General features: G+C 46.2%; 20 protein-coding genes. 11 read left to right on the top strand and 9 right to left on the bottom strand.

Features of this window, described 5'->3' with window-relative positions:
* Positions 1-78: 78 nt before the first annotated feature.
* The 5 genes from psbV2 to RIG27_RS21880 all read left to right on the top strand — a co-directional run bounded on the left by psbV2 (position 79) and on the right by RIG27_RS21880 (position 5,254).
* Positions 79-615 carry a photosystem II cytochrome PsbV2 gene (gene psbV2 / locus RIG27_RS21900; RefSeq protein WP_446348659.1) on the top strand — a complete coding sequence of 179 codons (537 nt, stop codon included), beginning with the start codon at positions 79-81 and terminating at the stop codon, positions 613-615.
* A 249-nt stretch (positions 616-864) separates the two neighbouring features.
* Positions 865-2,679 (top strand): hypothetical protein, encoded by a 1,815-nt coding sequence (locus RIG27_RS21895; RefSeq protein ID WP_446348657.1) that lies wholly within the window; start codon positions 865-867, stop codon positions 2,677-2,679.
* Positions 2,680-3,003: 324 nt separating this feature from the next.
* Complete coding sequence (locus tag RIG27_RS21890) at positions 3,004-4,002, top strand: DMT family transporter (RefSeq protein WP_446348655.1); 999 nt, start codon at positions 3,004-3,006, stop codon at positions 4,000-4,002.
* 97 nt (positions 4,003-4,099) lie between these two features.
* Positions 4,100-4,219, top strand: a complete 120-nt coding sequence (gene psbX, locus RIG27_RS21885; protein ID WP_006100705.1) for a photosystem II reaction center X protein — start codon at positions 4,100-4,102, stop codon at positions 4,217-4,219.
* A 213-nt stretch (positions 4,220-4,432) separates the two neighbouring features.
* The gene (locus tag RIG27_RS21880) at positions 4,433-5,254 is read left to right on the top strand and encodes a Ycf66 family protein (protein WP_446348653.1); all 822 of its coding nucleotides are present in this window, start codon (positions 4,433-4,435) and stop codon (positions 5,252-5,254) included.
* 403 nt (positions 5,255-5,657) lie between these two features.
* On the opposite strand, the gene RIG27_RS21875 is transcribed toward RIG27_RS21880, so the two are convergent.
* The 4 genes from RIG27_RS21875 to RIG27_RS21860 all read right to left on the bottom strand — a co-directional run bounded on the left by RIG27_RS21875 (position 5,658) and on the right by RIG27_RS21860 (position 10,237).
* The gene (locus RIG27_RS21875) at positions 5,658-6,269 is read right to left on the bottom strand and encodes a hypothetical protein (RefSeq protein WP_446348651.1); all 612 of its coding nucleotides are present in this window, start codon (positions 6,267-6,269) and stop codon (positions 5,658-5,660) included.
* A gap of 91 nt (positions 6,270-6,360) precedes the next feature.
* The gene (locus tag RIG27_RS21870; protein WP_446348649.1) at positions 6,361-7,998 is read right to left on the bottom strand and encodes an S-layer homology domain-containing protein; all 1,638 of its coding nucleotides are present in this window, start codon (positions 7,996-7,998) and stop codon (positions 6,361-6,363) included.
* A 602-nt stretch (positions 7,999-8,600) separates the two neighbouring features.
* Positions 8,601-9,839: a hybrid sensor histidine kinase/response regulator gene (locus tag RIG27_RS21865; protein WP_446348647.1), complete on the bottom strand. Its 1,239-nt coding sequence runs from the start codon at positions 9,837-9,839 to the stop codon at positions 8,601-8,603.
* Positions 9,840-9,862: 23 nt separating this feature from the next.
* Positions 9,863-10,237, bottom strand: a complete 375-nt coding sequence (locus RIG27_RS21860) for an Hpt domain-containing protein (RefSeq protein WP_446348645.1) — start codon at positions 10,235-10,237, stop codon at positions 9,863-9,865.
* Between the two features lie 383 nt (positions 10,238-10,620).
* Between RIG27_RS21860 and RIG27_RS21855 the strand changes: the two genes are divergently transcribed.
* Positions 10,621-11,226: an IS607 family transposase gene (locus RIG27_RS21855; protein ID WP_446348678.1), complete on the top strand. Its 606-nt coding sequence runs from the start codon at positions 10,621-10,623 to the stop codon at positions 11,224-11,226.
* Positions 11,227-11,323: 97 nt separating this feature from the next.
* Positions 11,324-12,103: a zinc ribbon domain-containing protein gene (locus RIG27_RS21850; RefSeq protein ID WP_446348643.1), complete on the top strand. Its 780-nt coding sequence runs from the start codon at positions 11,324-11,326 to the stop codon at positions 12,101-12,103.
* On the opposite strand, the gene glgA is transcribed toward RIG27_RS21850, so the two are convergent.
* The 4 genes from glgA to RIG27_RS21830 are packed head-to-tail and all read right to left on the bottom strand — an operon-like array spanning position 12,071 to position 15,152.
* The gene (gene glgA / locus RIG27_RS21845; protein WP_446348641.1) at positions 12,071-13,513 is read right to left on the bottom strand and encodes a glycogen synthase GlgA; all 1,443 of its coding nucleotides are present in this window, start codon (positions 13,511-13,513) and stop codon (positions 12,071-12,073) included. The two genes, RIG27_RS21850 and glgA, sit on opposite strands and share 33 nt — an antisense overlap.
* Positions 13,514-13,538: 25 nt before the next feature.
* On the bottom strand, positions 13,539-13,688 hold the full coding sequence (locus RIG27_RS21840; protein ID WP_446348639.1) for a hypothetical protein: 150 nt from the start codon (positions 13,686-13,688) through the stop codon (positions 13,539-13,541).
* Positions 13,689-13,690: 2 nt separating this feature from the next.
* Positions 13,691-14,647 (bottom strand): ribonuclease III domain-containing protein, encoded by a 957-nt coding sequence (locus RIG27_RS21835; RefSeq protein ID WP_446348637.1) that lies wholly within the window; start codon positions 14,645-14,647, stop codon positions 13,691-13,693.
* Positions 14,648-14,657: 10 nt separating this feature from the next.
* A complete protein-coding gene (locus RIG27_RS21830) occupies positions 14,658-15,152 on the bottom strand; it encodes a universal stress protein (protein ID WP_446348635.1) in 495 nt (164 codons plus the stop codon).
* 296 nt (positions 15,153-15,448) lie between these two features.
* Between RIG27_RS21830 and RIG27_RS21825 the strand changes: the two genes are divergently transcribed.
* Complete coding sequence (locus RIG27_RS21825) at positions 15,449-16,552, top strand: metallophosphoesterase family protein (RefSeq protein ID WP_446348633.1); 1,104 nt, start codon at positions 15,449-15,451, stop codon at positions 16,550-16,552.
* A 109-nt stretch (positions 16,553-16,661) separates the two neighbouring features.
* Here the strand turns inward: RIG27_RS21825 and RIG27_RS21820 are convergent, their stop codons facing one another.
* Positions 16,662-17,093 carry a hypothetical protein gene (locus tag RIG27_RS21820; protein ID WP_446348631.1) on the bottom strand — a complete coding sequence of 144 codons (432 nt, stop codon included), beginning with the start codon at positions 17,091-17,093 and terminating at the stop codon, positions 16,662-16,664.
* 543 nt (positions 17,094-17,636) lie between these two features.
* Here RIG27_RS21820 and RIG27_RS21815 point away from each other — a divergent pair.
* From RIG27_RS21815 to RIG27_RS21805, 3 genes are all read left to right on the top strand, one after another.
* Positions 17,637-17,864, top strand: a complete 228-nt coding sequence (locus RIG27_RS21815; RefSeq protein ID WP_446348629.1) for a helix-turn-helix domain-containing protein — start codon at positions 17,637-17,639, stop codon at positions 17,862-17,864.
* Between the two features lie 98 nt (positions 17,865-17,962).
* Entirely contained in the window at positions 17,963-18,202 is a 240-nt protein-coding gene (locus tag RIG27_RS21810; protein WP_446348627.1) for a helix-turn-helix domain-containing protein, read from the top strand.
* A 97-nt stretch (positions 18,203-18,299) separates the two neighbouring features.
* Positions 18,300-18,527 (top strand): helix-turn-helix domain-containing protein, encoded by a 228-nt coding sequence (locus RIG27_RS21805; protein ID WP_446348625.1) that lies wholly within the window; start codon positions 18,300-18,302, stop codon positions 18,525-18,527.
* Positions 18,528-18,595: the final 68 nt, after the last annotated feature.

Raw genomic sequence — 18,595 nt, 5'->3', positions numbered from 1 at the left:
GTAAAATCATTTAACGTTTAATTGGCTAGTATTCAACCCTTCAGTAACCCCAAACAAAAGATAAAAAACTAGAAACTAATGCTGACTAATTGGATTAAAATATTTCCCCTGGGTCATTTACTCCGCTATAAATTTTTTTCAGCTCGCGGTCTTTTCGCTACGTTGATGGCTATCTCTATCGTCTTTATAGTCAGCTCTCCGGCTTATGCGATAGATGACTACGTTAAACGCTTCTTAAAGGTGACTGAACCCATTGCGTTAGATTTAGATGGACAGGGACAAACCCAGCAATTTACCCCAGAGGATTTGGCTGAGGGGAAAGAACTGTTTAAAGCCCATTGCATCAATTGTCATGTTGGCGGAACAACCCTACAAGATCCCAGAGTTTCCCTGGAAATAGAAACATTGGCGGGAGCAACCCCACCTCGCGATAATGTCGATGGGATTATCTCTTTTCTCAGAGAACCTATGACTTATGATGGCAGCGCCCCAAGTTTTTGGTGTCGCCAAGTCCCAGACACTTGGATGCCACGGGAGCAAATTGAAAAGTTAGCTGCATTTGTCCTGAGAGCGGCTCAAAAGGCTCCAGGTTGGGGTGGGAAGGCTTCATCTTAAATTTGTGGAGCAGGTGGAGCGGGGGGAGCAGGGGGAGCAGGGGGAGCAGGGGGAGCAGGGGGAGCGGGGGGAGATGGGGAAGCGATGGTGATAATCGGACACGGCAATGCCGTGTCCCTACCAAAGCTTAGGGATAATTGATTCGTAGGGGCACGATACTATCGTGCCCTGATCTCGCTTCCCCAGCTCCATTACTAATACGTCATAATGGGGTGTAAATTTTGAGAGTAGCGCTCAAACTTTGAGCAAATGAAAACAGCGACGCGCCCAGAGAAATTAACGGATTTAGCCAACTGTTTACAGGAGGACTTGCAGTCATACCTGCATGAGAGTATTCCTGTTCAAGTTCGGTGTCGGCGAAGTGATGAAAAGTTAGCGATTTGGGTACAGCATCCCGCCGAGGCGACGCTGGATAAAGACCAGATTCTGGCGTTTTTAGAACAAACGATCCGCAGCCAATATCCATTGGTGGCTCAACAAGTAAGAGTTAACCTGCTGCGATCTGGCGAAAAGAAACCTTACGTCTCGCAATCGCTCTCCCTAGATTTGCCTGAACCTGAACCCGAAACGACGACACCCTCTGAGGTGGATTCGGTAGAAACAAAGGAGACAGAGGAGACTAACTCCTCCTCTGAGGCGGAAACTCCGCCAAACCTAGACTCAGAAAAAACACAAGCTGAATCATCGCATTCGTGGGATCAACCTATTCCTGAGGTAAACGATAAAGCCGATGAGTCAAAATCCGAACAACCGCCGTCAGTCAAGCTCAGGTTAAAATCATCCTGGCTACCGTTAGTAGTCGCGGGTGCTGGGTTGAGTTTGGTGGTTTTCTTGAGCACGCTTTATCTCCTGACTCGCCCTTGTGTCATGGGTAAATGCACGGTTTTGTCAGAAGCGGAACAGTTAAGTCAGACATCAGCAGAAACCCTGCAAAACCCAGCATCGGGAAAAGCGGTTTTGGAAGCCCAGGAGCAGTTACAAGAGGCGATTCAATTAGTGGCGGCGATTCCGTTTTGGTCCGGTTACCGCAGCCAAGCGCAACAAAAACTGCAAGTCTATCAGTCCCAATCCGAAACCGTGGCGGATATGGTAGAGGCGCTGAAAACAGCAGCTAGAGCGGGGTATGAGAGCCAAAACCCGCCGCATCCAGAATCGAAGTGGCGGGAAGTTCAGAACCTCTGGCGAGACGCGATCGCGAAATTGGAACAGCTACCTACGGATAGCAATCTTCAACCTTTAGCCAAAACTAAAATTAAAGCATATAAGACGAATTTAGAGGAAATTAATCAGCGACTGCTTAAAGAACGAATTGCCCAGGAACATTTAAAAGCGGCTCAAGAAGCGGCGCGGATGGCTGAAGTGCGTCAAGGAATTGCCCAATCCTTATCAGACTGGCAATTGGTTTATGCGACTTGGCAAGCGTCGATGCAGCGCCTGAAACAGATTCCCCAAGGGACAACTCCTTATGAGGAAGCCCAAGAGTTATTGGCGCTGTATTTACCCAATCTTGCCAAAGCCCGCGATCGCAAAACTCAAGAGCAAATTTCTGCTAATGCCTATAATCAAGGCGTGCGGCTGGCTCAACTGGCGACAGACTCTCAATCCGATCAGCAATGGTCAGTCGCTCTAGTTCACTGGCGAAATGCGTTAACTTATGTCAATCAGGTACCCAAACAGACCTATTACTATGCTAAGGCACAATCGTTGGTTGAACCCTACCGAGGTGCGCTCAAACAGGCTCAAAACCAGCTTCAGTTAGCTGTCAAGATGCAACAAGCCCGTCGGGATCTTAATCAAACTTGTTCGGGGACACCCAAAATTTGTACCTATACGCTTGACAACAAGATGATCAAGGTGCGGTTAACCCCTGCTTACGTCCAGATGGTACAACAACGAGCGTTCAGTGCTAGAACCCAAGGAGACTCAGAGGCTCATGCGGGTATTGTGAATCACATTTTGACCTTGGGAGAAGCGTTGGAAGTGATTAGCGATAACGCCCAATTGCGAGTAGAGGTTTATACACCAGAGGGGGTGATGATCCAATCCCATAATCCGGCTCAGTAGCTTGGACTACTACCTTGACGGTCAAGGTGCGATCGCGTATGAAGCAGCTTGGTGAAATGAGTAGTCTTTCTTGGAATTCAAGTATTTTAAGAAATACAGTGTAATGTAAAAAAAAATAAAATTAAGTAACAAAACAAGAAATAATAGCAGTTTAAGTCACTCTAAAACCTTAAGATACCTAGTAGTGTTAGCTAAAAAGTAAAAGCTTCTACAATCCAAAATTCCCAAGTAAATTCTCCTCGTTAAAAGGGATGTTCATTATCCATTGTTAATTTGTGAATTTATCTAAATTATAACGATCAAGTTACTTTCTATTAACTTTAAATGATACAGAAAACTAAACCCTTACACGTATCCCAACCTCAGCTCAATCCTAGTCCAACGATGATGGCTCTATTGGCTATATTCACCGCCATCGTAGCTTTATCCATGGCGGCTATATTGATCCGATTGAGTGAACGGGAACTTGGTCCATTTGCCACCATCTTTAATCGCTTCTGGATTGCCTTTATCGTTTTATGGCTATTGAACCAGTCAAAGGCGCGATCGCAACACGATGAACAATCGTCTAGACCTCAGTCAGATTATACCGTTCGCGACTGGATCATGTTGATCTCGGCGGGAGTAATGTTCTGGGGGTGTTTGGCACTTTGGGCATGGTCTCTCACCCAAACAGGCGTTGCTAATTCCACCATCTTACATAACCTGACTCCCTTATTCACAACATTAGGAGTATGGTTGATATTCGGTCAGCGTTTTGACAGTCGGTTTCTGATTGGGTTGATGATGGCAATGGTGGGGGCAACTGCCCTAGGACTTGATGATTTACAAGTCGCGACGGATAACTTTGCCGGAGATATTGCCGCGTTGTTATCCGCCCTGTTTTCCGCCGCCAACTTGATGCTGATTGAAAAACTGCGTGCCAAGTGGGATGCCACCACCATTATTATGTGGTGCTGCTTAGTCGGAACAGTGGTAACGTTGCCCGTTGTCCTGCTAACTGAAGACAGACTATTCCCGATTTCGGGTTCAGGATGGTTATCGGTTATCAGTTTAGCGGTTGTCTGTCAAGTGGTCGGTCAAGGACTACAGGCATATAGTCTCAAACGCTTGTCTTCTGGATTAGTGGGTGTGTTCCTGCTCCTTGATCCCGTACTGGCGGCGTTGGTGGCGTGGGTTCTGTTTGCCGAACATTTAAGTTTGTTTAACGGATTCGCGTTTGCTGTGGTTTTAGTCGGCATCTATGTGGCTAAATCGAGTCACTACGCCTCTCAGGTTATGGCACAAGACTCCCAACCCGCGCTTTGTGTCGCTGGGAAGTAATTCGGGTCTGCTGAAATCAGTCTTGTGGGCAACTTTGGGAAAGTCTTATGTAACGGTAAAATGAGTATGAACATTACTTAGCAAGGATTAAAGTTCTATGACGCCCTCATTAGCCAACTTTTTCTGGAGTCTCGTTTTGGGTGGAGTAATTGTGGTGATTCCCGCCACTGTTGCTCTGATCTTTATCAGCCAGAAGGATAAAATCCAACGCTCCTAAGCTTGAGCGGTCGTTTTTGAACCCTTTGTCCAGGAACAGGGTAGCCCAGTCAGTCGCTGCCCTGTTTTCCCTATCTAGCTTCCTGAACCTCAACTTTTGAGTAGAATAGACTAGGCGTGAAGCTTTATTCTCTCAAAAATTTTGGCATAGCCAGTTAAGGTAGAGATTTATGGGCAAAACTCGCTACCATAGGACTGACTTAGGAGAGCAGCAATGGTAAATTTTGGGCTGAACCCAGCCAGTATTCTGGGTATTTTCTTGGCAGTTGCCGGAGCAGGGCTTTATTTCCTGCGATCGGTACGTCCGGAGTTAGCACGAGATCACGACATATTCTTCGCCGCTGTCGGACTATTGTGCGGCTTTATTTTGGTATTTCAGGGATGGCGACTTGATCCGATTCTCCAGTTTGGTCAGTTTCTGTTAACGGGTTCTGTCATTTTCTTTGCGGTTGAAACCCTGCGTCTACGAGGAATCACCACCGAACAAGCCAAGCGCAATACAAAAGTTGTCGATGACGAACGCCCCGTGAGCAACGTTTATCGCCAGGTGGCTGAGTTGGACGAACTCGAACCGATGGAAGATGAAGATCCCTACATTGGTCGTCGCCTCCGGGGAACCGCCGATTCGCGCTATAACCGCAGCGACAGGTACGAAGCCGAGGTTCGCCGTCCTAGAAGTCGCAGCGTTTCCGATGACTTCCCCCCAGAAGAACGCTCCCGTAAACGCCGTCCACGTCCTGCAACTCGTTCCTCAAGACCGCCTGTGGACAGATGGGAGGCTGACGTAGATAATGACTGGGATGATAGACCAACTCCGAGTCGTCGTCCTCGCCCTTCGCGTCCACCGAGTCGCAGCCCCGAACCTGATATAGAACCCCCACCCAGAAAAAGACGTCGTCCTCCCCAAGAAGCAACGGTATCTGTGGCAGATCAAGAGGTAGAACCGCCTGCCAGCGATTATGTGGATTATAAACCCATTGATCCGTTGGAGGACGAAGACGAGGATGACTACGTGCCTAGAGGTTCAGAATACTAAATCAAATTAGGTATAAGCTGTTCGGCATTTAAATTTTAATGTCAATAATGACGAACTCCTTGGTGTGCGAGCCAGAAAGCTCGCTACTAATACCCAATTTAAATAGGGTCTGCTGAATAAGTCTTGTGGTGGGGAGAGGCAACAGGGAACAGGCAACAGGCAACAGTTTCAAGCCTCTGTTGAGGTAAAATTCGGCGCTTAGGTCGGCGAAAATCCCAAGATGCAAGAGGGTGCTAGTGTAAAAACCTTGCACTTGTTGGATGAAAAAATAGATTGAAACCCTTATCTGGTCTACCTTCCACACTCATGCAGCAAGCCCTAAATACATGACAGCTTACCACCCACGTCAGTAGAGTTGGGTTTCGTTCCTCAACCCAACCTACCAATCATCATAATTCCTAGCCTAATTGCTAGCCAAAGCCGCATTTAACAAAATAGCCAGAACAGAACGAATTGCTCGCAGTTCTTCTGGCGGTTCCCGTAAAAACTCGAAACTACTAGCATTAATTAAAGCATTATAAGCATCCACAACAGCCACAAACTGAGCCGGATTAACATTACCCCCTGCTGTCAATCCCGCTAGGCTAGTGGCTAGATTTTGGGCAAGGGTTGGATTTGCCCCAGCATTAACAAGGGAATTTTGAATTTGACTCATCCCTGCATCAACGTTACCCGTTCCCGTCAAAACCTGGGCAAAGTTTTGCTGAACTGATGCGGGAATGGGAGACGTATCATTACCAACACCGGGCAAATTTCGTTGGGCAAGTCGTTCATTTACGAAATCCGCTACCTCGAACACATCCTCTCGTATCTGAGGTGTTTCATACACGAGAATGAGTTCACCACCTCGACTTGGAGCAAAAGCACCACCCGCTATATCGCTAGTGGTAATAATATTGCCCGTAACATCTGATAGGACAGGCTGGGCTTGGCTCGATGTTGTCATCGATAAAATTCCTGCTACTCCCACAGCTAAACCTAGTCCTAACTGAAATGCTAAATGTCTCTTTTTCATTCGTCTTCTCCTTATATAACTGACTTGAGTAATGGGTATCGCATTGCTATGCCCCTACGCCAAGAATTGGAGGTGAATCAATCTACACGCTTTAGAACGATAGCCCATAACCAATCCCCAAAATGAACCGAGGGTCATCGCCAGCATTACCCGTCACATCAGCTACAGCCGGGGTAATTACCAGAGGAACACCCTGAATTGGCACAATTGAAGCGCCTAAATATAAATCTTGACCCGTCCAATCGGCAATTAAGGTAATGGGTTCTACAACTTGTAAACCAACGCTACCAAATACATTCGTCGAACCCTCTTTATCCTCAATATCATTTTCGGAGCGGAAGCGCCCCCCACCGAGACCAACAGAAGCAGTTAGGCGACTAAAGGGATCACTGGGATTTTCCCGCAAACGGAAGACTTTACTGACAACTCCATAAACACTTTGGTCACCATCGGTATTGCCCCAAACAATGGCATTCTCCACACCAACTGCCACAGCGAGATCATCACCAATTAAGCGGTGAAGTTTGAAGCTAACTCCGCCATCTTCAAAGGTATCGCCAAATAAGTCATAAATGGAAACAGCGGTTTCTAGAGCAACGATTTTCTTAGCATCACCGACGCCAAAACCGACAACAACAGCACCATCGTCTTCATCGAAAAACCGCACTTGCTCTTGATAGGTAGCACCGAAGAATATATTTCCCGTTTGAGCGCCAAAGGCTGTAGGAGTATTAATACTGGAACCCCCGCGTACAATCCGACGCAATTGCTCTTCCACAGGTGGTGCTGGTAAGAGATACTGCCGTCGCAAAGCAGCAACTTGTTCCGGTGTCGGTGGTGGTGGTTCTTGGGCAATGGGTTCATACCCCACAATGTAACGGCTTGCCACAGTGGTGGGCGGGATTTGGGGTAATTGCCCTTGGCTGACTAATGCTTGGTAAATAAAGGCAGCTACATCGGCACGAGTGGCCGTCTGATTCGGATTCAAGAACGCCACATTCGGGTAATTCACTACCATCTGGTTTACCGTTGCTGCCGCGATGCTAGTCTGCGCCCAGTCCGGAATTTGAGCGGCATCCTGAAAGGCTTGATTTAATAGGGCTGTGCTTTGAGCGGGAGCCGATAAATCCAATCCACTGACTAATGCCACTAGCACTTGCACACGGGGGATATTTTGATCCGGAAGGAAAATATTATTGGGATATCCTTCCATAAATCCCATGCGATATGCTTCTTGAATCGCATCCAATGCCCAGAAGTTAGCTGGGATATCCGAAAACTGAGTGGCTGGACGTTCCAAGGGTTGCTCAAACGCCTGACGAATCATCGCCGCAAACTGAGCGCGGGTGACTGGGGCGTTAGGTCGAAATGTCCCATCGGGAAATCCCTGGATGATTCCCCGTGCAGCTAGGGCTTGGATAAAGGCTTGCGCCCAATTGTCTTGAATATCTGGAAAGGTTGTGGCTTGAACGATTTGCCTGCCACGACTAGGCGTCGATGTCGGTGCTGTTTGTGCGGGTTGAGTTGTATTTGGGGCAGAGTTTTGGGGGCGCAGGGCATCAGCCCCCAGCATATTATTTAGGAGTGATTCTCCTAATGAGTCTTTTTGATTAGCTTGTGGGTTGGTTTGGGCTTGGGCAATACTCTGAGGACTGGCTATGTTAGCTGCCACACTGAGTAAGGTGCTGCCCACCACTGAACCAATGACTATATATCCCCAATGGTGCATAGTTTTGCCGATTGGCTGGAAACAACCCTTAAACCTATATCTCCTCATCACTTTTGCTATGCTCCCGAAGCTGAGTTGTTATCTCAAAGGTACATGAGTTTTGCTGATTAATGCCTTAATTTATCTAAAAAATTGCCGTGGATACTTCTGTTATGACCCAACAGGGTTTAAAGGAAGTCTCTGTTCCAATGCACAACAGGCACTAAAATGTCAAGTCCTACTGATGACTAATTTCGCTTTTATCCCGTGTGAACCTTTAGGTTTATTTAATGGTAATTTAACAATAGTAGCTGGCTTCGGCTAGTATGGCTGCTTTTGGGTTAAACGATACATATAGTTAGGGGCTGCTGAATAAGTTTTGTGGTGAGGGGAGGGAACTGCTTAACAGGGAACTGCTTAACAGGGAACTGCTTAACAGGGAACTGTTTCAAGCCTCTGTTGAGAGAAAATTCGGCGTTTAGGTTGAATGTCACTGACTGGTAGGCTGGTGGGCAATGCCCACCCTACGGCACATCAAAGGTTTTGGCTATATCACAATGCTTATTTCAGTGCCATTCAGTGTAGGTTGGCTTGCAATGCCAGGGTGAGAAATCCCCGTTCGTTCACGCCAGGGAGGATGTCAAAGAGATAGGTAGCTCAATCCGAAACTCTGTATCTTTACCGGGTTCTGAGAAACATTGGATTGAGCCTTTATGCTGTCCGACAATAATTTGGTAACTAATGGCTAGTCCTAAACCAGTACCCATACCAATGGGTTTAGTAGTGAAAAAGGGATCAAATATGCGAGCTTTAATGTCTGAGGTGATATGAGACCCGTTATTGGCAATGCGAATCATAACACGCTCGTTTTCTAATTGTTCTGTCCAGAGAATAATCCGAGCGGGTATTGTATGCGGTTCTTCTCTGATAGCATCAATGGCGTTGTTCAGAATATTCAGAAACACTTGATTTAACTGACAAGCATAACATTCGACTAAGGGTAAGTTGCCGTAGTCTTTGACTACCTCAATATTCAATTCGGGTTGATTCGATTTTAAGCGATAGTGCAACATCAATAAGGTGTTGTCAAGTTCTTGATTAATATCAACCGATTGCAAACCAGAACGGTTTTGCCGGGAAAACTCTTGTAGAGAAAGAACCATCTTCTGGATGCGTTGGGTTCCTCGGCGCATTGATGATAAAACTTTCGGCAAGTCGTCAATGAGAAAGTTCAGATCGACGGTTTCAATTTTGTCAATAACATCGCGGGGAGGGTTGGGGGTGATTCCTTGGTAGAGATTGAGGAGTTCAATTAAGTCTTGGGTGTAGCGTTCAGCGTAACTGAGGTTACTGTAGATAAATGTGACGGGGTTGTTGAGTTCATGGGCTAAGCCGGCGATAAGCTGCCATAAGCTTGCCATTTTTTCCGTTTGCACTAATTGTGCCTGAGTTTGTTGTAATTGTCGCAGGGCTTGACTTAACTGTTGAGTTAATTGGCGCGATCGCAGCCCCGCCCTAACCCGTGCCAATAACTCTTCGACATCAATAGGTTTGGAGATAAACTCATCAGCACCTGCATCTAAGCCTTGAACGCGATCGGTAATTTGATCGCGCATGGTGAGCAAAATTATAAACGTGGTTGCCAATTCTGGATCAGCTTTCACTTGCCGACAGACTTCTAGTCCATCCAGACGAGGCATAATCCAATCACATATCATCAAATCGGGATAGAGCAATTTGACCTGGAGTAGGGCTTCTTCTCCGTTTGGGGCGATCGCGACGTCGTGATTTTGACTCGTGAGTAGATTTTTCAGCACAAGCTGAACCGTCAAATCATCATCAACCACTAAAATTTTCGCCATAGCTGATTAACCGCAATTCTACATCAGGGGAATTCTTGGGAAAGATATGATTTTACCCCTAACCTCTGGCTTTCGAGTGCAACAACCAGATCCGCCGCATTGGACAAATACTCGGCTTTTGCCTGACGCTCCAATTCAGTCGCGATCGCGTGGAGAGATGAAACACCCACATTAGCCGCCGCTCCTTTGAGCTGATGGGCGCATCTGGCGACAGTTGGATAATCATTGACAGCTTCAGCTTGTTTAATCGCTTCTAAGTTAACGCGAATGACCTCCAGCAAGGCGGCGAGCAGCTCACCTTTTAACTCCACTTCACCTAGACTTACTTCCTCTAAGCGATCAAAGTCGATCTCGATAGCGTTGGTAGAATTGCTCGGTGAAAAATTCGATTCAGACAAAAAGCTTCTATTCCGATTTTTATTGGGCAGTAGATAATTATAGCCTGATCATGAACGGATCACGCTGGTGGTTCAGTGGAAATGCAGGGAAGCCGAAGGACTCCATGTGCAGGGGACGGAGCGAAGTCTCGTAGTTTACCTGCAAACTGAGTAGGGGCGGGTTTTGCACAAATGTTACCATCAATAGCCCACAGAAAATCCCCAAACCCGCCCCTACAAGTATCACGAATCACCTTTTCCCCTTAGATTCCCGACGCCTTAATTAAATCGGTCGGGGATTGAGTCGGGACGTGAATCTAACTGTTAATGACTAAACCATGATTTGCCAGCAATTTCTAGATTTTTCTGGAAATATCTCCTCTTGTGTGGTAGGATATTGAGTGATTTATCAAACACTAACATTAAGATATGCCACGCCGAGGGAAGCGTCTCAAGTCCTCCAAGTCTCTCCAAAAACACTGCGAAACTGGGACAGAGACGGCGAGAACCGAACAATTAGAACTCCTGCGGGTCATCGACGGTACGATATCGATTCCGTCGTCAATCCAGAGGGCGATACAAGAATCAGAGTCCTCTATGCCAGAGTTAGCTCATACAAACAAAAGTCAGAGATGGTGCGACAAGCCGACTACCTGCAATCCCTGTTCACAAACGGAAAGCTTATCAAAGAAGTCGGCTCAGGACTCAACTACAAGCGCAAAGGACTTCTTTCCCTTTTGGGACAAGTTTTGTCAGGAAACGTCAGAGAAGTTGTGGTCTCGATCAAAGACCGACTTGTCAGGTTCGGTCTTGACCTTATCGAATGGCTCTGTCAACAAAAAGATTGCTTCCTCGTGGTTCTCAACCGAAGTGACTTGTCTAATGAGCGAGAAATGGTTGAAGATATCCTTGCCATCGTCCATGTCTTCAGTTGCAGATTGTACGGTCTCAGAAAGTACAAGTCTGCTATCAAAGAAGATCCGAGTTTATCCAGAAACAACGCTGGCTAAAGCCTGGTTTCAGTGGATTTCGGCTGCACGATGGTGCTTTAATCAGGCAATAGCCATACTTAAGACCCAGAAAATTGGCAAATACGACCTCCGAAAAATGGTCATGGACATGGCTCCATCTTGGGTAAGTCAAACCCCTTATAACCCACGCCAACTGGCGGTATTTCAAGCCTTTGAAGCACATAAAGCGGCAAGGAAGTCGGGGGGAGATGCTCAATTCAGATCTGTGCGTGAACCCGTTAAATCCATTCGGTTTCAAAAGGACAATTGGAAGAAGGGAGCGTTTTACCCGACACAGACCAAGGGATTAAGCTTTAAGGCAAGTGAGCCAATCATCGATAAAATGCAGCATGAACCTGCCTTGGTCTTGGACAGAGGGCGCTGGTTTATTTGTTATGCCATAGACGCGCCTAAGCCCGAACCTTTGGATAGCCAACTGGCTATCGCCCTTGACCCTGGCGTGAGAACATTCTTGACCGGGTTCGACGGTTCTGAAGTCTGGGAGGTTGGCAAGTATGACATAGGGCGCATTTATCGGTTAGCCAGTCACCTTGATCGGTTGATGTCTCGAATCGGTCTATCTAAGGGACGCCAGTTTAAACACTTGCGGTATCAAGAGTACACCAGTAAAACCTGTTCAAAATGTGGTCATGTTCACACAAAATTAGGAGGCAACAAACGATTCGTTTGTCCCTCCTGTGGTCATACTATTGGGCGTGATATCAATGGCGCTTTCAACATTCTGTTGAAGGCTTTGAGAGATACCTCCACATCTGGTGTGATAGCTTCATTCCAGATTGTGCCATACTCAGAAACTTCCGGAGCCATACCAGATTTTTCCGGGTTAAATGTATCTGATAACACCTGTAAGGGTTGAATCAGCCTCTTGTGTTTGGGCAGTTTCGTCCTCTGGCGGTAATCCTAAAACCTCTCGGTAGGTGCGGATATACTGTTTGGCTGATTTATCCCAACTGAAATTCTTACGCATACCGCGTTGCTGTAGTGTTGTCCATTGTTCTTTAAAGCGGAAACCTTCCCAAGCCCGTACCATACAGGTATAAAAGTCTAACGGTTCATAGCGGTCAAAACAGTAACCTGTCCCAGTTTGGCTAACAGGTTCATGGTGAAAAACCGTATCCACCAGACCCCCGGTGCGCCGGACAATGGGGACACAACCATAGCGCATAGAGAGCATTTGAGTAATGCCACAAGGTTCAAAGCGGGATGGCATTAGGAATGCATCACAACCCGCATAAATACGTCGGGACAGAGCATCACTATAAAGGAGTTGGACAGACATACGACCCCGATAGCGAGATGCCAATTGCCACATTTGGGTTTCGTAGTAGCGTTCACCAGATGCCAGCAATATAAATTGGGCATCGGTATAAGCTAAGAAGCGATCAATGACTTGTAATAATAGGTCAATCCCCTTTTGCTCCACGAGGCGCGTGACCATGCCCATGAAAAAGGCATTGGAGTTGACTTCTAAGCCCACTTCTTCTTGCAAGGTCACTTTGTTTTTGCGACGTAATTCCAGCGTATCGGCGCTGAATTTTTGCTCGATATATTTGTCGGTTTCTGGGTCATAACTATCCGTATCAATGCCATTAATAATCCCGACGGTTTTACCACTAATGAAAGACATTAAGCCTTCTAGGGTTTCACCGTATTCAGCCGTGCGGATTTGTTCTGCATAAGTTGGCGACACGACAGTCACTCGATCCGCAAATTGTACCGCTGCTGCCAGCGTATTATGACCTTGCATATACCAGGGACACCAGGTTATCTGCTGTAAGCGCCAGCGCCAGGGACCTTGATACGCCAAGTTGTGAATCGTAAAGACGGTGGAAATATCCGGGGATTGATTCATCCACACCGGAATCATGCCTGTATGCCAATCGTGACAATGAATAATTTGCGGTTTCCAGTAGTTCCAGGCAAACTCAGCCGCGCCATTAGCAAAGAGAGTAAATCGCCAGTCTTCATCCGCTCCGGCGTAAATATGGCGTCCTGAGAAGGCGAGATGACCAAACAGATAGAGGGGGACATCGGTTCCGGGTAATACCGTCTCATAGACAGCGAATGGCTCAAACATGGCAGATCCCCACCAGACAGGTTCTTTGGGAATCTCCATCTTGTCGGGTAAAAAGCCGTAATACGGCATAAAAATCCGCACATCATGTCCCAAGCGCTTCAGGAACTTAGGCAATGCGCCCACGACATCCCCCATACCGCCGACTTTTGCCAGGGGCGCTACCTCTGCGGCAACAAACAGAATATTCATAATGATGGTTGTGTACGATGAAGTCTCAAGTAGTAATACTATCCTTCAGAGGGACGTTTACAATGACGAATCCTTGAATTCGGGGCATTTTTGCGTCAATGTGGGGAGATAGGATGCTCCGTGCGATCGCCCGTGTCAGGTGTAAGATGGGAACCGATGGCGGACGCGATCGCATCCCTAACCTTCCATCACCTGATTAAACCGATCTCTCCCCGCATGATAATCTTTACTTTCATACCCCATAACATGCCGGACAATCCACTTTTGTGATCTGCCATCCTCCATCAGTAAACGAATCGCCTTCCTCAACACCTGCTCCTGATCAATAAACCGTTCAACAAACCAGTTTTCGGTTTCCGCAAATCCCCGCTTATCATTTTCAGCACTGCGATTCAGATAAAAGGCGGCTAATAATGCTTTAAATGATTTGCCTAAAACTTTCTCATTTCCCAAATTTAGCGCCGTCAACTCTTCAGTCGTGATTTGATTGATAAAGTTGGATTGATTCTCTTTAGAGGTCAATTCCTTAAATAAGTCATTTAAATTGCCCACTTTAACATTGGGAAGATAGCCATACAAATAATCCGCAACTATCCCCTTCAATACCGCATCTCCCAGAAATCTTAACTGTTTATTCGGTGACGAACGCTCTTTTATCTTTTTTAAATGACGCTCCAGCAAGGGCGCAATCAACTGCTTAACTAACCAATTCCGCGCCTGAGAAAACCCCCGATCCTGATGAATCGCCCCAACTAACGCTATCAATGCTTCTTCAAAGGGATTATGATTTTGTAAACGCAAGCGATGCCGTTCTTGCGTCAGTCCCAGAAACGGATACCCTTCGCCTAACCCCAATTTATCCCACAGTTTGGTTAACCGTTGTCCTTCGACTAACTTGTCCCGTAAGCCTTTAAAATTACTCACCTCTAAATAGGGACAGTTGTGATATAAATAGTCAGTAATTACCAGATTAAAAATAGCATTTCCCATAAATTTTAATCGCTCATTATTCTGTTCAGATTCTCCAATTTGTTCAGCATAAGAACGATGCATCAAAGCAAGTCTAAGCAGATCACTATGCTTAAACTGAATACCGATTTGGCTTTCTAAAGATTCAGGATTCCATTCCATCATTTTTACAGGATTAAGACGTTTTAACAGTAGATGATTGCACCGTCAGGACTGAACAGGGAGCATGGTGAAGAACGTAATTACTGGCACTCCCCAAAATTAACTCCGAAAGCCCCGACAAACCCCGATGACCAATGATAATGAGATCAGCTTGCCAATTCTTCGCCACCTTACAGATGGTTTCCCCCGGACTTCCTGGCACCTGGGTAAACTCCGCCATGACACCAGCCGCCGTAGCGTCACCTGTGCGCGATCGCAAAATCTCCAGACATTCGCTTTCAAATTCGTCCCACTGCTTGCGGTAGGCAATATTCACATCATCTAATCGCCACGGATAGTAGTCCACATCAGAAAATCCTGGCATACCCGGACTCGTGTCTTCCTCCGGAGACAGGACGTGCAACAGTAATAGATTACCCTTGACCGCTTTGGCTAACTCTAGGGCTTGCTCAAAAACATAATCACCCATACCAGAGGTATCTATGGCAACAAGCATCTTTTCAAACATAACCACTTTCTCCAAAACCCTGGTAAATAGTAGGGTTGTTACCCCTCTGACAATGGTATAATGAATTTCAACTCTGGATAGTGCCGCTCGATTTCGGTAAAGCACTAGCTTATAGATGATAGATGCTAATTCTAATCTAGCGATTGTGTCGGAATCTGGCTCGAAAATATACAGAATAATTAATTTTTGTGAAAATCTAGATGCCAGAAACATCTCAGTTTTCACAGAAACTTTTGCAGCCAATACAAATCCGACACTCAACCTGGAAACCAAGGGCTGAGAGAGGGAAAAATTTCATGAGTTTAAATGCCCGCTTTGCAGTAATCAGCGACTTACACATCGCCCTACCCAAAACTATTTGGGATATTCCCAACCGCTTCCATTTAGTGGAAATCAGTATCCCTGCCCTAGAGTTAGTATTCAATCATTTAGAACAGCTTAATCTAGATTTTCTCCTACTTCCAGGAGACTTAACCCAGCACGGCGAACCGACGAACCATGACTGGCTACAAAGGCGATTGTCCCAGCTACCCTACCCGGTTTACGTTGTACCTGGTAATCATGATGTCCCCACGCTATTACCTGATGAACGTTCGATTGGATTAAAGGAGTTTCCCCACTACTATCGTCAATTTGGCTATAACAATCCAGATAAACTCTACTACACCCATGAAATTTTCCCTGGTGTGCAGCTTATTGGTTTAAATTCCAACCAATTTGACCAGATGGGTAAACAACTCGGTTGTCTCGATGCACCCCAATTGGCATGGCTTGAGGATGTACTTGCTCAAACCCAGGATAAATTGATTGTGGTCATGGTACATCACAATGTTATTGAACATCTACCGGATCAAGCTAAGCATCCCTTGGGACGCCGCTATATGCTGGATAATGCCCCCACCCTGTTAAATCTGCTCAAAGCGGCTGGGGTCAATTTGATTTTTACGGGTCATCTTCATGTCCAGGATATCGCCTATCACCAGGGAATCTATGATATTACCACTGGATCATTAGTCAGCTATCCCCATCCCTACCGCGTCTTAGAACTGCGAACCGATAATTTAGGGAATCGCTGGTTACAAATAGAATCCCATCACATCACCTCTGTACCCGGTTGGGAGAATTTGCCGGAAATTTCGCGAAAATGGATGGGCGATCGCTCTTATCCGTTTATGGTAAAGTTACTTACCGCCCCACCGTTATGTTTACCCCAACACGACGCCGATAAACTTGCCCCCAGTTTACGCAACTTTTGGGCAGATATTGCCGTGGGTGACACCTATTTTGATTTTCCTGATTTTCCTCCGCCTGTCCGCCGCTATTTCCAAACGTTCAGCGCGATGGATAGTCAGGGTAAGCCGGCTTTTATCGATAATCACACAACATTACTCTTGGAGTAATGCCCTTTTTGCCCTGGCGACTGAAGTCGCGGCTACACAAACAAAGTCCGCCTACGCGGACTGAACTATAAAGGGGGTACTAAAAGCAAAACGCTTTATCAGCGAGTCTTTAGCCAAAAGAGATCAGGACGCGATCGCACGTTAATAAACTAGCATAGCCCTGCGTCTTGGCAACGGGTGGTATCTCTGGGGAAATGGCTTCCAGACATTTCAACCTAATTTTGTCCAGGAATGGCAAGACAGAGGCGACATATTGTTTTCGATGCTTCGTGTGATCAACTTTAATAGCATTCCGCAGATGTTCTAACTGTTCCCAAGTTGAGCATTTTTGCAGGTGACAGGCTACAGCATTTTTCCATTGTTCCATTTGGCGATAACTGATAAATTGTCCGCCTTTGTCCAAACGGTGAACGAATATAACATAAAGCCAGGATTCAACTTTAACAATTAGGGATTCGGAAATTCCCAGGAATTGGGCGATTTGGCGTTTGGTGATGCGGAACTTTTGTGCGGGGTTAATACGGCGGAATAAGGCAGTCATTGGATTTTAGATTTTAATTTTTAACCCTGAGCGAAGTCGAAGGGTTGAATAGGTGGATGGGTCATCGTTTTTGGGCGGGATTAAGGGCTGTGAAAACGTTGCCAGTTGACCGTTTCCGGCGTTGGCGCTGGTAATCACCGTCAGGAGGGAAAACGGCGCGAATGGCAGCAAATTGTGGCGCGACAGCGAGTGCCGAGCTTGCGTTTAATGTCTTCATAGGGTATGTATGGATAGACTGAGTGAGTGCGATCGCCCTTTTGCGGCATCGCTTTTTGGTCAGATAAGATAAAATGTCTAATGCGTAAGCTATCTAGACAGCCAGACGAAACCTAGCCAATGGCTAAACTAACTGTTGGGCTAGCTAGCCAATGGATAGGGTAGACGTTAGGTTGACGAGTCCTAACAGGTGAGGAAAACAGACAAGTTGATCGAAGGTCTGAGGCGACTCCTCGATTCGCCTGTCTTTTTCTATGTCTAGTATATTTAGGTTGACCTAAAGTTGTCAACCCCTCCCGTTCGACCTAAATTTTACGGGGATGTGATATGGCAAATGAAGAAAAACCAATCACTTTTACCTATTTGAGGAAGCGTGCTGGCTTAACTCAACGGAAAATATCTATTTTGATGGATGTCACTGTTAGTACCGTTTCCCTGTGGGAGACAGGAGGACAAAGACCACGGCTATATCCAGAACAAACTCAGAAATTATTACAGGTACTCAATTGCACTCTTGAGGAACTCGTTGAAGCCTTTAGCCCAAATGAACAGTGAAAGTCAAGATTTACCCAAAAATCCTACTCCTCTAAAATTAGGGTTGACTAATACTTGTCGAAAAATACTGGTCAATCCCCAGTCAACCGGGATGCAAAATGGCAAGTGAAGTGGCAAGTCAAGAAAAACCAACCACTTTTACCTATTTAAGGAAACGTGCGGGTTTAACCCAGCGCGAGATCTCCATTGCAATGGATGTAACCGTTACGACTGTTTCCCAGTGGGAGACGGGCGCACGAAGACCGCGTTTGTTTCCAGAGCAAATTCAGAAATTATTACAAGTTCTCGACTGCACCCTTGAGGAATTCGTCGAAGCGTTCAGCCAAAACAAGCCGTGAAAGCCGAATTTACCCAAAAATCCCACTCCTTTAAAATGATGGTTGACGAATACTTGTCCAAAAAGACTGATCAACCTAAAGTTAACAAGGATGCAAAATGGCAAACGAAGAAGAATCAATAACGTTTGCGTACTTGAGGAAGCGTGCTGGCTTAACCCAACGGAAAATATCAATTTTGATGGATGTCACTGTTGGTACCGTTTCCCTGTGGGAGACAGGAGGACAAAGACCACGGTTATATCCAGAGCAAACTCAGAAATTATTGCAGGTACTTAATTGCACTCTTGAGGAACTCGTTGAAGCCTTTAGCCAAAATGAGCCGTGAAAGCAGGATTTACCCAAAAATCCCACTCCTTTAAAATGATGGTTGACTAATACTTGCTCAAAAATGCT

It is taken from the genome of Coleofasciculus sp. F4-SAH-05 (assembly GCF_040222985.1).
Taxonomy (GTDB): Bacteria; Cyanobacteriota; Cyanobacteriia; order Cyanobacteriales; family Coleofasciculaceae; genus Coleofasciculus; species Coleofasciculus chthonoplastes.
Note: the sequence above shows the minus strand (reverse complement) of the source record. Positions and strands in the feature narration are given on the sequence as shown.

Excerpts from the sequence above, each read along its gene's own strand:
- RIG27_RS21850 (WP_446348643.1), top strand. The coding sequence starts at position 11,324 with ATGGTCATGGACATGGCTCCATCTTGGGTAAGTCAAACCCCTTATAAC.
- RIG27_RS21830 (WP_446348635.1), bottom strand. The coding sequence starts at position 15,152 with ATGTTTGAAAAGATGCTTGTTGCCATAGATACCTCTGGTATGGGTGAT.
- RIG27_RS21875 (WP_446348651.1), bottom strand. The coding sequence starts at position 6,269 with ATGAAAAAGAGACATTTAGCATTTCAGTTAGGACTAGGTTTAGCTGTG.
- psbV2 (WP_446348659.1), top strand. The coding sequence starts at position 79 with ATGCTGACTAATTGGATTAAAATATTTCCCCTGGGTCATTTACTCCGC.
- RIG27_RS21840 (WP_446348639.1), bottom strand. The coding sequence starts at position 13,688 with ATGCGATCGCGTCCGCCATCGGTTCCCATCTTACACCTGACACGGGCG.
- RIG27_RS21820 (WP_446348631.1), bottom strand. The coding sequence starts at position 17,093 with ATGACTGCCTTATTCCGCCGTATTAACCCCGCACAAAAGTTCCGCATC.
- RIG27_RS21865 (WP_446348647.1), bottom strand. The coding sequence starts at position 9,839 with ATGGCGAAAATTTTAGTGGTTGATGATGATTTGACGGTTCAGCTTGTG.
- RIG27_RS21895 (WP_446348657.1), top strand. The coding sequence starts at position 865 with ATGAAAACAGCGACGCGCCCAGAGAAATTAACGGATTTAGCCAACTGT.
- RIG27_RS21805 (WP_446348625.1), top strand. The coding sequence starts at position 18,300 with ATGGCAAACGAAGAAGAATCAATAACGTTTGCGTACTTGAGGAAGCGT.
- glgA (WP_446348641.1), bottom strand. The coding sequence starts at position 13,513 with ATGAATATTCTGTTTGTTGCCGCAGAGGTAGCGCCCCTGGCAAAAGTC.
- RIG27_RS21890 (WP_446348655.1), top strand. The coding sequence starts at position 3,004 with ATGATACAGAAAACTAAACCCTTACACGTATCCCAACCTCAGCTCAAT.
- RIG27_RS21880 (WP_446348653.1), top strand. The coding sequence starts at position 4,433 with ATGGTAAATTTTGGGCTGAACCCAGCCAGTATTCTGGGTATTTTCTTG.
- RIG27_RS21815 (WP_446348629.1), top strand. The coding sequence starts at position 17,637 with ATGGCAAATGAAGAAAAACCAATCACTTTTACCTATTTGAGGAAGCGT.
- RIG27_RS21870 (WP_446348649.1), bottom strand. The coding sequence starts at position 7,998 with ATGCACCATTGGGGATATATAGTCATTGGTTCAGTGGTGGGCAGCACC.
- psbX (WP_006100705.1), top strand. The coding sequence starts at position 4,100 with ATGACGCCCTCATTAGCCAACTTTTTCTGGAGTCTCGTTTTGGGTGGA.
- RIG27_RS21825 (WP_446348633.1), top strand. The coding sequence starts at position 15,449 with ATGAGTTTAAATGCCCGCTTTGCAGTAATCAGCGACTTACACATCGCC.
- RIG27_RS21810 (WP_446348627.1), top strand. The coding sequence starts at position 17,963 with ATGGCAAGTGAAGTGGCAAGTCAAGAAAAACCAACCACTTTTACCTAT.
- RIG27_RS21835 (WP_446348637.1), bottom strand. The coding sequence starts at position 14,647 with ATGATGGAATGGAATCCTGAATCTTTAGAAAGCCAAATCGGTATTCAG.